We start from the raw sequence: 13,701 nt of genomic DNA, 5'->3' as shown, positions 1-13,701 counted from the left end.
GGGAGTGAAATCTTTTTTCAACGGAGAATCGGCAGGTGAAGAAATGTGAAACTCTGCGGAGAAACTCAAGGATAAGTAATAATATAGTTTTATGCCATATTACGACAAGCAATTCTTGGAGAAGTTAAATGAACTTTCTATTGAATCAGTTGCTGTTAAGCTGGGGCTGACGGTTAAGAAGCATTGGGCCTTATGTCCGTGGCATAGTGATCATAATCCCAGCTTGAGATTTAGTACCAACTCTAAAGAGAATTTTTGTCATTGCTTTGTTTGTGGTAAGGGTGGTAATCCTATTACCTTGACAATGCAAGTGGAAAATTGCGGTTTTCAAGAGGCCTGTCAGATATTAGCAAGAGAGTTTTCAATTCCTTTGCCCAACAATGAGAAACCTAAATTTGTAAAAAAGACACCGCCGAAGAAAAAGGTTGTAAGAACTGAGGAACCAAAGAAAGAACCAGATGTAGAGATACTTAACTGGATAGTAGAAAATGTCGGATTAACGAAAAAAGCCGAGGATTTCCTTTTTGAGGAAAGAAAATATAAACATGAGGTAATAGAGGAACTACATATAGGATCGGTAGATAATGGACAGAAACTTGTGGCTAAGCTAACAGCTCAATTTGGGTTGGAACGTTGTATGGATAGCGGTGTGATAGTGAAAAGACAATATGGATTAGAGCCATTCTGTATAGTTCCTTGTCTTATTATACCATATTATGACATAAATGGAAGGATAGTAAATCTTCAAAGCAGACGATTGACAAAAGAGCGAAACTATAGGTTTAATTTTGTTCCAGGACTTGCAGTGCCACTCTATAACCTTCCAATTTTAAAAGATATGGAAATGGATGAGCCTCTTTATATATCAGAAGGAATCACTGATTGTTTCGGGATGTTGTCGGCTGGAAAAAAGGCTATTGGCATTCCGAGTACCTCGCTCTTCAAGGATTCTGACTTGAAATATCTGATGAACAGGTTGCTATTTATGTATCCCGACCAAGACGATGCTGGAGCAGGTTTATATGAAAAAATGAAGGAGGCTTTGAATAAAGTTGGATGTAGTTTACATAAATTGTCACTACCTAAAGGGTATGGTGACTATTCAGAATATTACGCAGACAAAATTGCTAAGCTATGAGCTATTTTGATAGAATAACCTCGATAGAGAACTTGATGCTGGCGTGGAAGAAACTGGAAAGAAGCTTCCATCACGGCGAGGTTTGGTATGATGAATTGGACCTTACCGCATTCAAGTTCAGGTTGACAGAAAATCTCATTCGGATAAAGAATGAGATAGAGGGTGGTACATACGAGATGGAGGCAATAGTCCCTGCACCATATCCGAAAGCTAACGAGAAACCGAAAGATGGAGAGAAACTTGGAAAAATGCGAATCAGGCAAAGTTTCCAAATTGACATCAGGGATCAACTGGTATGGATGGCTATTACAAATGTAATAGGAGAGGTGTTTGAGAGATTAATGCCCGCCTGGAGCTATGGTAACAGATTGTATGTACCGATTTGGAAAGATCCTGAGACAAAACAATTGAAGGTAGGATATTACCGTAGTTCAAATCCACGTATATACAAGAAATGGTCAAATAGCTGGCCACTGATGCGAAAACATATTTCGGTAAGTATCAAGCAATTGGCCAAGGTAAACCTGAATGAAGATGATAATAGCATAGTTGAGGATAATAACCAGATTTCTGATGACTATTTTAAGTTGCCTTATCTGACGAAAGAATATTTCAACAATGCTAATTCTAAACAGGTGTTGTTTTGGACTGGGTTAGACCTAAGTAAATTCTACGAAAAGGTAGATATGCGTAGGGTAGCATCTGTGATTAAGGATAAAGTCAAAGAGGAGGATGAAGAGACCACTATAAAGTTACATAGGCTTATTGACTGTGTGACAAACTTCAAGGTAAGCCTCTATACCTTTGATGAAAAAAAGAATTATGACGCACTGAAGGATATGCAACTGGAAGACTATGAGAACTTCCATGGCCTACCAACAGGACTTGAAGTTGCTGGTTTTATAGCCAATGTGTATATGTTGGATATCGACTTGGCTGTGAAAAGAAAACTCGCTACAAAAGAATTTAAGAATCTGATACATTTTAGGTATGTGGATGACCATGTCTTTATAGCGCGAGAACCAGAAACCCTATATAAATGGGTGATGTGGTATAAAAAACTGATTACGAGTGCGCCATTTGGACTTCAAGTAAACGAAGATAAAGTTGAACCCCAGGAATTAGGCTCAGTCTATGATGAAAGTAAGAGCGAGGATGAAGCAGTGGCCCTTATAAAACAGTTTGGCGCAATAAGTCCAAACTACCCTGCACCTCTGCTGACTATGGCTATGAAGAAAGTATCGCAGATAGCCAAACAGGATTTGAGCCTTATGACAGAAAGCGAGCGGGGCATGATGTTTAAAGATTTGCAGATGCTGCTCGTATCAGACCTACCCGAACAGGAAATCAAACATAATACACGTATATCATTTGCTACCACGATGTTGACAAGAATGATGCTAAGTGACATGGTGGATTATAATGAGATATATCGTTTGAGAAAATTGTGGGTCGGTTATGTAGATGGTCTGACTGAAGATAAGTTTAAGAATCTGAAGAATACTTACAAAGACTATATATATAATGATGCTCAGCTCATCATGAAAATGGAAGGCGATGCTGACTGGACTTACATTCAAGAGATTAACAAAGAATTAGCAAGGGCGGAACAGCATCGTAAAAACATGGTTGATGAAATATACAACCTGTTAATCAGGGCGGTTAATGAAGTGCCAGACAAACCCAGAGTGTGGTTACGGGCTTTTGAGTTCTGCGCTCATCATTGTCCAAAGAAGATAAGGGAGCTATACAGTCTTGTTCGTTCCTTCGCCCAGGAAAAGAAAATGCACCCATTGGGGTGTGATTATATTGAGGCAACACTCAATATACATCGGGCTGAGATGCTGTTGATGGTGATGGCTGAACTTACATTGAAGGGTAGAGGCAAAACTGAGCATGAGAAAGCAATGATGATGGACTTCATAGTTAATGCCTGTGCAATCAGTGATTCTTTATCGAACCATTATTTTGTTGCGGACTCATTGCTCCAGGTGCATAAAGCTATCGCTTTTTGTTATCTCGTAAATAAAGAGGATAAAATAATTCCGTTTGGTTCAGCTGGCATTGACTATTTGGAGAGGGTGGGTAAGTATGATCCCACTTACTGGATGTTGTTAATTCATGAAACTTTAAATGGTAGGAGAATGAAGGTGAAAAATGTAATCAAGGAGCTATTCCCTTCTGATCTTAACAAAGTATCTGTTAACTCGCCCTATTTCCCATACTTTCTTGGAGTATTTATCAGTGAGCCTTTAGAATTAGACGATTTTGAGTTTGATAACCCTGAAGGTTTGGTTTTGAATCATGAAGATCTGAAATACTTTGTTGCTAGTATGGATGGTTATTCCGACTATTTAGGTAGAATCTGTCAAGCAGACAAGTTGCATAGGGATTTAAACAAGAAAGGTTCGACCTACTGGAGGTTTGGTCAGTGGATAGATTTTGCAAGGCAGATACAAAGAGATGATCCTAATTACAGACTGCTCCCGGTGTGGTCAGAATTTGTTAGTGTGAAAATTATGATAGCACTGATTAATTATCTCCATAGTGATACAGAACAGTTGTTCAAACTGAAGGCCATTCATCCTGCTAATATCAAGTTCAGCCAAAAAGAATGGAAAAAGAGTTATAATGACTGGAATTATTGGATAAATGATGAGAACTCGATAACGGTAAAAATAGATTATCTCGTAGAAAAATCAATAGTCTATCAACTACCAGCCATGATGACAATGAATGGCCCTGATTATAATATGGTTTATGCTTTGGGCTTGTTTTTCCTGCAGTTGCTTGTGAAAGAGAAATCTTTACCATGGATTATGAATAGGCCAGAATATGGGTTTGAATGGATGAGTGTGTTGGATGATTTGATACACAAAGGCAGTGTTTCTTCTTTAACAAGCCGAATCGTAACATCGTGCCTTTCTGTTAGAAACAGGGAGAACAGAATATTGAGACAAGACACAGGAGCAGATCTTAATGACCTTTATTGGGTGGATAACCCCAAAATATGGGATGTTGATGATTTGTTGGAACAATTAAAAAAAGACTTGGAGTTATTAAAGACCAATTTGGTGTCAGTGGCAAATAGCCAGCAGAGGCAAGTAATTGTTATAGATTTAGAATAAAGATGGAAGAGTTTCTTAAAGTAGCATTGATACAAACTACGCTTGATTCTGAATTGGCATGGAATCTGACAGGAGGCCGAAAAGGAGCCTACAAGATGGACCAAGCCGAGGCTAAGCGCGTGTGGAACGAAATATGCGCAGCATGTAGCGAGCTTATCCATCTAGAAGAAAGTCGCAAACCTCATATCATAGTGCTACCGGAATTATGTGTCGCAGATATTCATCAAAGCCTGTTGCCTGGATTAGCTGACGGGCTTGGAGCGATTATCATTTCTGGTTTGGACTACTACATGAATAGCGATAACAAGATTGAGAACAATGCTGGTGTATATATTCCGAAGAACTGGCCTTTAGGAAAGGGCAGATCGCCGCGTAAGTGTTTCTATTTTGGAAAACGTTTTTTTGCGAGAAGAGAATTAGAAGCTATCAAAAATGCTGGAATGGTACACCAGTCGTGTGATAAGTTTTATTTGTTGAATGCAGGTGACTATGGCAAGATTGGAGTTTCGATTTGTGCCGACTTTTACGATATAGAGCGCTTTGCTGTCTATAAGCACAAGATACACCATCTGTTTATTTTGGCTTATAACCAAGATGTGAAGTCATTCTACTTCTTGGCTGAAGCCATTTCGCGACTGGTATATTGCAATGTGGTGATATGCAATACTGGACATTATGGTGGGTCTGTATGCTTTTCTCCCTATAGGCACGACTATGACCGTTATGTGTATAAGCATGAAGGCAAAGAACTATTTACTACGCAGGTGGTTAAACTGCCTGTGGCAGCATTTGATGAAGCTCAAAAAGGAAATGATACTAAGAAACTATTTAAGAACCCACCGCCAGGTTATGACGATTGAGAAGATATGAACTATAGATTTCAAGAAATAATGAAAATGGTTGTGCCAGGATTTCTCCTGATTATTATCATTGTGGTGTTTAACAGTGCCTACGAGGTAGAGTTTTATGGTGAGGTTGGTAAATTGGTAAAACGTGTCAAACCTATCTCCAATGCCTTATTGGTTATAGTATTGCCATTTGTGGCTTTTATCATAGGTTATCTGGTTAATATGGTAGCCAGTTTTTGTGAGAGGTATTCTTATAAGTTTAATATTATTGATCGACCATCACATAAGTTGCTGAAGATAGAGTCGATGTATACCAAAGAGCAACGTCAAAGGTTGATCGCTCTGATAAACCATAAGGATGAATATAATATCTGTAGGAAACAGGCTGGGCTCATTTTTAAGAAGGTAAAGGAGATACTAAAGAGAAGTCACGATGTGGATGAGTTTTACTATCAGTCGGTGATGGCTCGAAATATCTTGTCTGCATACAGTATCGGCTGGATATATGGTGTAATAATGGTGTTTCGTAAGAGTCTGGCTTTTTCAGAGTTTGGATGGCTGTGGTTTGCTAGCGTTGTGCTATGGCTTTGCCTGTTTTTTCAATGGTGCAGGAATAATAAGACATATGCAAGGCGGCTTATTGCGGAATATCTGGCATCATGAAGAGGATGAATAAAGAACGACTAAATAATATGCCAGAATATTTTTCAGAAAGAATAGGCAGGGGCTTTAAGATGATTGCCATCAGGCCTTTGGAACCGACTGCGCAGGAGTGTAACCAAACCATCAAGACAACGATAGTGCAGAGCATGCAGAAATCGATGTCGGGAAAGGAAGATTGGCATTACTTTTGTAATGGCTGCATCATTGACGAAAAGCAGGGAACAGTGGGAATTCACTATCATTCTTTGGATGATCAACTGATTTTTAAAGGTCAGAAAATGGATGTACATATTGGTGCAATTGTTGGGAAAAACGGTTCCGGCAAGAGTACTTTAGTGGATTTAGCCATTAGAATGATGAATAATGTGGCAGCATCGGTATTTGGAGAATATCCCCATTTTGCAGCAGCAGAGCACCTCCATTTTATAGACTATGTGTTTGGAGAATTGATATATCTGATGGATGGAACTGTATATCGCTTGGAGATACGAAACAGACAAATCCAATTGCATAGATATACAGAAGCAAGCTCTGAAGGAGATTATTGTATTTTTCTTAAGAAGGAGAGACCGATTATTATCCTGAATGGAGGAGAGGGAGACGTAATACAACCACTTGGACCATCGGGAACAGCGGAAATACTGAAGAATCACTTCTTTTATACAGTTGTATGTAACTATTCTTTCTATGCATACAACTATCGTGACTATGTGTATGAGCAGACGAATGATGAGCGCATCAAAAAAATAACGAATAATGTAGGTGTAGAGAAGGAGGAAGAAAAATATTGGGTAAGTGGAGTGTTCCATAAAAACGACGGTTATCAGACACCTATTGTGTTGAATCCTTGGCGCAAAGAGGGCAATCTTGATGTTGACAAGGAGAACGGCTTGGCCATGGAACGAATTATTTCGCTACTGTTTTATGACGACTATGTGAGTCAGCAATATCCGTTTAGGAAGATACTAGACAAGCTAACTATCAAGTATATAAAATTACCAAGGCGTAGCAAAATTCCTGTTGGTAAGAATTCTATCGTGAATAAGCTTTTTGGTGATGATGATAAGTATGACCAGCTTAGGATTAATATTGATGAGTGGCTGTACCAGTTGATAATTGATACATGGCGTGAGTTTTTTTACATTGGAGAGATAGGTTACTCGCCAATTGAAGAGGATGCCAAGAACTATATAGTCTATAAGACATTGAAGATTTGCAGCCATTATATTAGCTATACTGACATCATAAATGAGATGATGAAAGCGGATGCTAGTTGTGATACGATTAAAGACCGGCTGAAAGTATTAGGAGCAGACCGAACACATATCACCTCAAAACTTCGCAGAGCCTGCTATCAGTTGCGTTATAAATACTATCAATATCAGGATGTTAAAGCCGTAGGATTATCCGTAACTGATATTCAGGAGTGGATGGACGATAAGATTCATAATCACGATGATGAAAAGGAAAACTGTACGCTGAGATACGATGACTTACTGCCACCACCATTTTTTGATTTCAATCTTGGTATAGAAGACGATAAAGGCCAGGTTGTACCGTTTACGGGATTAAGTACAGGAGAGAGGCAGGCGACATACGTTATCAGCAATATGATGTATCACTTGGTGAATATTAATTCTGCCTGGAACGATCGGGGAAGTAGCCATGATGTGAAATATCATTATGTAAACATGATGCTTGACGAGGTTGAGCTGTATTTCCATCCAGACCTACAGCGACGATTTATTGATATGGTATTGAGTGCTATCCGTTCTGTTGAGTTACCAGAAATATATGGGCTAAACATTACATTAGTAACCCATTCGCCATTTGTAATCAGTGACCTTCCTGATACCAATATTATGTATTTGGGGAGAGATTATGTACGGAGGAGAACATTTGGTGCAAACATATACGACCTGCTTGATAATACATTCTTTATGGATGAGAGTATCGGAGAACTTGCCAAAAAGCGGATAGAACAGTTTGTGATGAACTATAACAAGCAGTTAAGGGAGTGGAAAAAAGATGATATGTTGGGGATTGAACGTAGGGTAGATGAAGAGGCATGCCTGGAATTTGGGCAGAGTTTATATTTCTATCGTTATCTTGGAGAGATTATCGGAGATAATTATCTGCGGAGGGAACTGAATGATATGATAGGTGAGTTGTATAAATTTTACTATGAGAAGGGGCTGATGGAATGAAGAAGATTAGATATTGGGAGTTATCCCCTGCTGACAGAGGACAATTGATAAAGGATTATCTTGCTATCTTCAATGGTGTAATAGAAGATAAAACTGATAAAAATGGCAGTGTAGTAAAGAAAGGGTTACAGACAAGATGGGAGGAGTGGCTTAATAATTATGCCCCAGCGAGCATACTACCTAAAAATGTAAAGACTCTGATTGTAGCACCATTTAATAAACTTGTCAAATATTACGAGGAGTTTATAAATCTTCCTATTCCAAAAACAAAGGTAGGACAAAACGGAAAACAGATTCGAAGTGATGAACTATGTGAACTTGATGAAATATTTAAATATTCGCATGGTTTTGATAGTATGATAGCAGATTTTTTTATTGAGCGTGCTGAAAAACTTGGGATTAGAACCTGTTATTATTGTGAGATGGCATACGTTAATAACTATGAATATTGGGATCAAGGAAAAAGAACCCTACGTAGACAATTTGATTTGGATCATTTCCTGCCTAAAGGGAAGTGTCCGTGTATAGGACTTTCACTTTTTAACTTTGTTCCGTCTTGTCAGGTATGTAATTCTAGAATTAAGCAAGAGGAAATTCCGGGGCAAGACTCTTCTGAATATGTTTTGTTTTCACCATCTTCGAAAGCAGCGGATTATGATAGGAATATTACAGTCAGACTGCGCTTCGGGACGGACAATGGAGGGGTAAACGGGAGGTATATACATTTTAAGACTGTAAAGCCGTACGAGAAGTATGTGAACTTCTTTCACTTGGAAGAGAGGTACGAGTTTCACAAGGTAGAGGCGCTTCGGCTGAACCGCTTGCAGAAGAGGTATCCGGATGTGAAGATAAGGAGTATTGCAAAGTTGTTACACTATAAGCCAGATATAGTGAAAGAGGACATCTTTCATTTGAAATATATGAAGGAAGAAGGACGGTGCTTCGAGAAGATGACGAGGGATATTTTAGGATAAATATTACGGCCGATAGTTTACGACAAGAAAATGCTTCAATCAAGAATACAAAGACCGATACCAAAGCGGTTGTCTCATTATACGGATTTGGCAGCTTTAAAAAGCATTCTTTCTGATCAAGAGGGGAAGGGAATTTGCTTTAGGGCTTTTTCTAATAGGTGTAAGAATGATGACCAAGAGATCAGAATGGGTGAGTATATGCTCAAACGGGTAAGAGAAGTACTGCCAACGAGTGCTTCTTTGCTAAACCAATTTGGTGGCTATGAGGATTCTGCATCCATATCGTTTATGGAAGGTGAGGTTAATCAGCATATGCTTAAAGAATATGGTAGCTGTCGTTTAGAGTTCAATCTTAGGGGTATTGGAGTTGGTTTGCTTGCAAGAGGGCTCATAGATTGTGAATATGTTCCTGAAAGCGAGTTGGAGGAGTTTGCAGATGAATACTGTGAGATGATTAGCCACAAGTTTAACTCTATTCCAACTTTGCAAGAAAAATATGGAAAGTACTCTCCACTCGTTTTTGCTCATTTGGGAGACTTTTTTATGATGGAAAATGACATCATGACAAAGGTGTTTGGTTTGAAAGAACAGCAATGGAGTGAAGAGAGAGAGTGGAGAAGAGTTTTGCCGCTTAATGATAAGGCTAAAATTCTCTATTGTAATAAGAAACCATATATTGAGTATTATCTAGATAAAAAGTATTTGACAGGTATTACGGTTGTTTGTTCGCTAGATACTAAAGGTGGGGCTCAGAAGGACGCTGACGATATTTCGAACTATATATCAGAGAGAAACTATAAAGCAACAGTCAGAGTTGAAGTTTATGGTAAATGATAATGTGTGACGATGACACAAGAAGAACGTTGGCTAAAACGATATGAAGAGGTGGTTGAATTTATTGAAGCCAATCATCAGAATCCGTCGAAGTACCGGATTGAGGAGCATGATATGCTAAATTGGCTGAAGGCGAATCGTAAGGCGATGAATGCTGGGAAGATGAAACCTGAGAGGGTAGAGAAGTTTAGAAAACTTCTGGAAATGACGGAACAGTATAGGAGGAAGAACCAGTATGAATAGTGGTCGCGATAATATCGCAACATACGGGACTAAATAAGCTGCCATGGTATGGCAGCAAACAGGACAAGTAGAAATCGATGGAAGAACCATCGAGCACTGTGAAAAAAGGAATGAGGCAGCTCAATACATATCATAGCGGGATGGCTGGGTACCTGATGGACTTCGGATTTGGAGGATTCATTGGGTACGGGAAAGGTATGCCTGTAGGATTGGTGATGGAAGAGCTGAATATAAGCATGAGGTATTATTAGGACGATAGGCCCTGCGGAGAAACGCAGGGAGTAGTGGATATCTCAACGGGTAAACCGTTGAGCACTAGCGGTATATATATGGGCATCCCCCGATTCGGCTTTTCGTGAGCTGGGTCGGGGGATGTCGCGTTTGGTCGGGGCTATTCACTGGCGGCGGTAGTTGCCGACGACTTTGTATATCTCTACGATGATGTCCTTGGGGATGCTGGACTCTACAGGAGTGCCATCGACCATCTGTGTGAAGTTGATGCTTTGCTCGTCTGGCTGAGTGACAGACACCTTACGGAGTACTTTATATTCGCTGGTAACGACGACGCAGATGAAATCACCAGGAATATATTCCTTCCATGAACTCAGACGCTTCAGCGCTATGATGTCAGCAGGCATGATGAATGGTGCAAGGGACTTGTCGGTATTGATGCACATGAAATCGAAATCTCCTGCCATTGGAAAAGATACAGGTGTTTCTTTGCCAGTAGATATAGGTTGTCCTTTGCTGTCCAGACACGAATCAAAATCCGTGTTGTACAGTAGCTTTTCATCAGCTGACTCTACGCGAGGTCCAAAAGGCTTGTTTCTTCCAAGAAACATATTTCCGTCACCAGTATATAGCCATGCAGCACTCACGTCATATTTCTGACAAAAGAGATCAATGGCCTTTTGGGTAGGCTTCTGCCAGCCTTTCTTGATTTTGCTCAGTACCTGGTCGTTTGTGACGATACCTTCACGGTAGAGTTGTGCTCCTGAGAGGCGTAGTTCTTCAGCAGCCTTTGCAAATCTCTCTGCTACACCTTGCATGACTTCTTGTTCATTGATTTGAGTCATAATGTTTAAATTTTGCTAAAATCTGACGTTTATCAGGAATGAAAATTATAAATATCTTGCTTAATGTTATAAATATCTGTAATTTTGCAGCCGTTTAAACTGCTATTCGGGTGCAAAGATAAGCATTATCTCCGAAATATGCAAGAAAACGCAGAGATATTTTATAATGAATTTATAATTTAACATAATATAAAAGATAAATAAGTGTAATAAGATGGAGATTCCGGTAACAACATTGCAAGCGATGCTAACGAATGCTGCTACGCTTGGTGCGATGTCAGCGGTGAAGCGGCTCGATCCGGTCAAGGATGAGCTGAAAGCGTCAGAGGTGAGAACTTGGTTGGGAAACGACAGTAAGATGAGTCGGAAGTTTGATGCCATGGTTAGGAAAGGAATGATCAAGGGCTTCAAGAAAGGAACCAGCCAAAACTCACCTTTTTATTATTCCAAGTGTCAGATAGAGGCGGCGTTTGCTGCCGTAAGATGCAAAGACCTGCTATGAACGAAGAAACAGAACAACGAACGGCTGGGTACATCACTTTGCCATTAGCAGTGCTGGATGGCTGGGTTGGGCAGAATGCCCAGTACCTGAAATGGTGGACTCAGCTCAGGCGTGAAGCCTCTTGGACGGACAAAACCGTCTGGTATAACCGCCAACAGGTTTACCTCCAAGCAAGACAGGTCATCGTAACGGTCAATTCGCTGGTAAAGCAGTGGCATGTAAGCAAGCCAACCGTGATACACTTCCTGCAGCGATTGGAAAGCGAAAAACTCATTGAGCGACAGGCCGATAGCCGTAAGACAATCATCACCATCACCCCATTGGGATGGGCTGATTCAGAGGTAAAACCAGAGGTAACACCAGCGGTAAAAGTTGACCAAGATGTTGACCACCAAACTTACCGCCAACCTTTACCACCTATTATTAATAATAAAGAGAAAAATATTATAGCCAGTGGAGGAGCGCGTGCGCGCGAGGAGGAGGTGGCTAATCATGATTTTGATGAGATTATCTCTTTTTTCAATCAGCAGATGAAAGGTAAGGGCATTCAGCAAGTAGCTATTATCACGTCAGAGCGCAGACAAGCCTTTGAACGTCTGATGTCGCAGACGGGCGTGAACAAGGACACGCTGAAGCAAGCCATCAAGAATGCTGCTGAGAGTGACTTCTTGAATGGCAAAGGACCAAAGGGATGGGTCGCCAGCTTTGACTGGATGATGATGCCGCAGAACTTTCAAAAGGTGTTGGAGAACAACTACCGCAATAAACCAGTAACACAACAAGTACAGTATGGGACAACCGATGGATATCAAGACCCTCGTAGAGGTGTTGAAGCGTCAAGGACGAGCTCTTATGCTTCCGGGTATGACAGACCACTCTAAGTTAGGTGTAGATGAACAGGGACTAACGGCTCTGTTGGAGATGGCATACCGAAAGCAGGTTGCCATGCGCAGAGTTGCTTATGTTCCCAATAACCTAACCACGGGAGCCATTAAAAAACTAGCCCATTTCCTGACAGATGGTGGTGATAACCGCTTTATGATCGTGCTGGATGGCAGTACTGCTACAGGTAAGACCACACTGATGACAGCTATGCGACAAGCCTTGCATTGGCTGACAGACCATAGACTGGTATCAGATGATGTTGGTTTGAGGATTCTTGATGCTACCAAAATCTGCACCCTGATGGACTCCAGCAGAGATTGGAACGAACTGTTAAGCTGGCCGTCATATCTTGGTATTGAAGACCTGGGATGTGAGCCTGCAGAAATCCTCAGATGGGGCAATCCCCTCTATCCAGTGCGGGAACTTATCACAGAGCGTTATAAATTACGCCTTCCCATGGTGGTGAGTACCAATCTCGACAGTGACCAGCTGAGAGAGCATCTTGGACTGAGAATCGTGTCCAGAATGAACGAGATGGCTTTCTATATCCATTTCGAGAATGAGGACTTCCGTAAGATGGCGTGGTACAGTCACCATCCAGAAGCGAAAAACTAAGTGTGAAAAAGCGGCGAATGAAAAATGAATGATGAATAAGGTGTACAACTAAGAGAAAATAACAAATAAAACTATATTATGAAAGAACTTAGTCCAGAAAAGAAGCTCCGATTGGAAAAACTGGAGCTATTAACCTATGATGTTGAAGTGGGCAATACCCACAGAGTACGAAAGGTGAAAGGAACGATGCTTAATTCTGCCTTTCTGTTAGGTGAGTTGAGCGACAGCAGACGGACGATGATAGTCCGCCAAGTGGAGAACGAACGCAAACCAGTGAGAGTAGAAAGCAAGGATTTCGAGGGCGTGCTTATAAACATACTCATCGGATATATTCAGAGCAAGCGCTGTAAGTTACCGTTCAACGAGGCTTTTGCTTGTAAGCGACTGTCGCTGAAGTCTTGGCCTAAAGGCTATATCGACGGCTTCATACCCAATGATTTCCATGTAAAAAGAGAGTATCTTGATGAGATTGCCAGAATGGTGAGTATCCATGTGACCGCCAACGGTCTGACGCTATCTCATTCGGAAGCAGCATAAATGAGAGATAATAACCAAGCTACTGCAGACCATTGTGGTCGCAGTACTAAC

13 protein-coding genes are annotated in these 13,701 nt (G+C 40.6%); 12 read left to right on the top strand and 1 reads right to left on the bottom strand.

Annotation, left to right across the window (positions count from 1 at the left end):
- Positions 1-91 precede the first annotated feature (91 nt).
- The 8 genes from L6475_RS10135 to L6475_RS10100 all read left to right on the top strand — a co-directional run bounded on the left by L6475_RS10135 (position 92) and on the right by L6475_RS10100 (position 10,035).
- Positions 92-1,138: a CHC2 zinc finger domain-containing protein gene (locus L6475_RS10135; RefSeq protein ID WP_237819622.1), complete on the top strand. Its 1,047-nt coding sequence runs from the start codon at positions 92-94 to the stop codon at positions 1,136-1,138.
- The gene (locus L6475_RS10130) at positions 1,135-4,266 is read left to right on the top strand and encodes an RNA-directed DNA polymerase (RefSeq protein ID WP_237819620.1); all 3,132 of its coding nucleotides are present in this window, start codon (positions 1,135-1,137) and stop codon (positions 4,264-4,266) included. The genes L6475_RS10135 and L6475_RS10130 overlap by 4 nt, the downstream gene beginning before the upstream one ends.
- 2 nt (positions 4,267-4,268) lie before the next feature.
- The gene (locus L6475_RS10125) at positions 4,269-5,126 is read left to right on the top strand and encodes a hypothetical protein (RefSeq protein WP_237819618.1); all 858 of its coding nucleotides are present in this window, start codon (positions 4,269-4,271) and stop codon (positions 5,124-5,126) included.
- Between the two features lie 6 nt (positions 5,127-5,132).
- Positions 5,133-5,777: a hypothetical protein gene (locus tag L6475_RS10120; RefSeq protein ID WP_237819616.1), complete on the top strand. Its 645-nt coding sequence runs from the start codon at positions 5,133-5,135 to the stop codon at positions 5,775-5,777.
- Between the two features lie 5 nt (positions 5,778-5,782).
- A complete protein-coding gene (locus tag L6475_RS10115) occupies positions 5,783-7,984 on the top strand; it encodes a hypothetical protein (RefSeq protein WP_237819614.1) in 2,202 nt (733 codons plus the stop codon).
- Entirely contained in the window at positions 7,981-8,958 is a 978-nt protein-coding gene (locus tag L6475_RS10110) for a hypothetical protein (RefSeq protein ID WP_237819613.1), read from the top strand. Before L6475_RS10115 ends, L6475_RS10110 begins: the two co-directional genes overlap by 4 nt.
- 87 nt (positions 8,959-9,045) lie before the next feature.
- A complete protein-coding gene (locus L6475_RS10105; protein WP_237819611.1) occupies positions 9,046-9,792 on the top strand; it encodes a hypothetical protein in 747 nt (248 codons plus the stop codon).
- Positions 9,793-9,804: 12 nt separating this feature from the next.
- Positions 9,805-10,035, top strand: coding sequence for a helicase associated domain-containing protein (locus L6475_RS10100; protein ID WP_237819609.1), 231 nt, complete (start codon positions 9,805-9,807; stop codon positions 10,033-10,035).
- 395 nt (positions 10,036-10,430) lie between these two features.
- On the opposite strand, the gene L6475_RS10095 is transcribed toward L6475_RS10100, so the two are convergent.
- Positions 10,431-11,111, bottom strand: a complete 681-nt coding sequence (locus tag L6475_RS10095) for a hypothetical protein (RefSeq protein WP_237819607.1) — start codon at positions 11,109-11,111, stop codon at positions 10,431-10,433.
- 235 nt (positions 11,112-11,346) lie between these two features.
- On the opposite strand from L6475_RS10095, the gene L6475_RS10090 reads away from it, so the two are divergent.
- The 4 genes from L6475_RS10090 to L6475_RS10075 all read left to right on the top strand — a co-directional run bounded on the left by L6475_RS10090 (position 11,347) and on the right by L6475_RS10075 (position 13,650).
- Positions 11,347-11,613: a hypothetical protein gene (locus L6475_RS10090; protein ID WP_237819605.1), complete on the top strand. Its 267-nt coding sequence runs from the start codon at positions 11,347-11,349 to the stop codon at positions 11,611-11,613.
- Positions 11,610-12,494, top strand: coding sequence for a hypothetical protein (locus L6475_RS10085; protein ID WP_237819603.1), 885 nt, complete (start codon positions 11,610-11,612; stop codon positions 12,492-12,494). Before L6475_RS10090 ends, L6475_RS10085 begins: the two co-directional genes overlap by 4 nt.
- Complete coding sequence (locus tag L6475_RS10080) at positions 12,415-13,113, top strand: hypothetical protein (RefSeq protein ID WP_237819601.1); 699 nt, start codon at positions 12,415-12,417, stop codon at positions 13,111-13,113. The genes L6475_RS10085 and L6475_RS10080 overlap by 80 nt, the downstream gene beginning before the upstream one ends.
- A 78-nt stretch (positions 13,114-13,191) precedes the next feature.
- On the top strand, positions 13,192-13,650 hold the full coding sequence (locus L6475_RS10075; RefSeq protein ID WP_237819599.1) for a hypothetical protein: 459 nt from the start codon (positions 13,192-13,194) through the stop codon (positions 13,648-13,650).
- Positions 13,651-13,701: the final 51 nt, after the last annotated feature.

Origin of the sequence: Prevotella sp. E9-3 (genome assembly GCF_022024015.1) — a bacterium.
Lineage (GTDB): Bacteria > Bacteroidota > Bacteroidia > Bacteroidales > Bacteroidaceae > Prevotella.
The sequence above is the reverse complement of the archived record's forward strand: the minus strand, read 5'-3'. Positions and strand labels throughout refer to the sequence as shown.

Excerpts from the sequence above, each read along its gene's own strand:
- L6475_RS10135 (WP_237819622.1), top strand. The coding sequence starts at position 92 with ATGCCATATTACGACAAGCAATTCTTGGAGAAGTTAAATGAACTTTCT.
- L6475_RS10130 (WP_237819620.1), top strand. The coding sequence starts at position 1,135 with ATGAGCTATTTTGATAGAATAACCTCGATAGAGAACTTGATGCTGGCG.
- L6475_RS10125 (WP_237819618.1), top strand. The coding sequence starts at position 4,269 with ATGGAAGAGTTTCTTAAAGTAGCATTGATACAAACTACGCTTGATTCT.
- L6475_RS10120 (WP_237819616.1), top strand. The coding sequence starts at position 5,133 with ATGAACTATAGATTTCAAGAAATAATGAAAATGGTTGTGCCAGGATTT.
- L6475_RS10115 (WP_237819614.1), top strand. The coding sequence starts at position 5,783 with ATGAATAAAGAACGACTAAATAATATGCCAGAATATTTTTCAGAAAGA.
- L6475_RS10110 (WP_237819613.1), top strand. The coding sequence starts at position 7,981 with ATGAAGAAGATTAGATATTGGGAGTTATCCCCTGCTGACAGAGGACAA.
- L6475_RS10100 (WP_237819609.1), top strand. The coding sequence starts at position 9,805 with ATGACACAAGAAGAACGTTGGCTAAAACGATATGAAGAGGTGGTTGAA.
- L6475_RS10095 (WP_237819607.1), bottom strand. The coding sequence starts at position 11,111 with ATGACTCAAATCAATGAACAAGAAGTCATGCAAGGTGTAGCAGAGAGA.
- L6475_RS10085 (WP_237819603.1), top strand. The coding sequence starts at position 11,610 with ATGAACGAAGAAACAGAACAACGAACGGCTGGGTACATCACTTTGCCA.
- L6475_RS10080 (WP_237819601.1), top strand. The coding sequence starts at position 12,415 with ATGGATATCAAGACCCTCGTAGAGGTGTTGAAGCGTCAAGGACGAGCT.
- L6475_RS10075 (WP_237819599.1), top strand. The coding sequence starts at position 13,192 with ATGAAAGAACTTAGTCCAGAAAAGAAGCTCCGATTGGAAAAACTGGAG.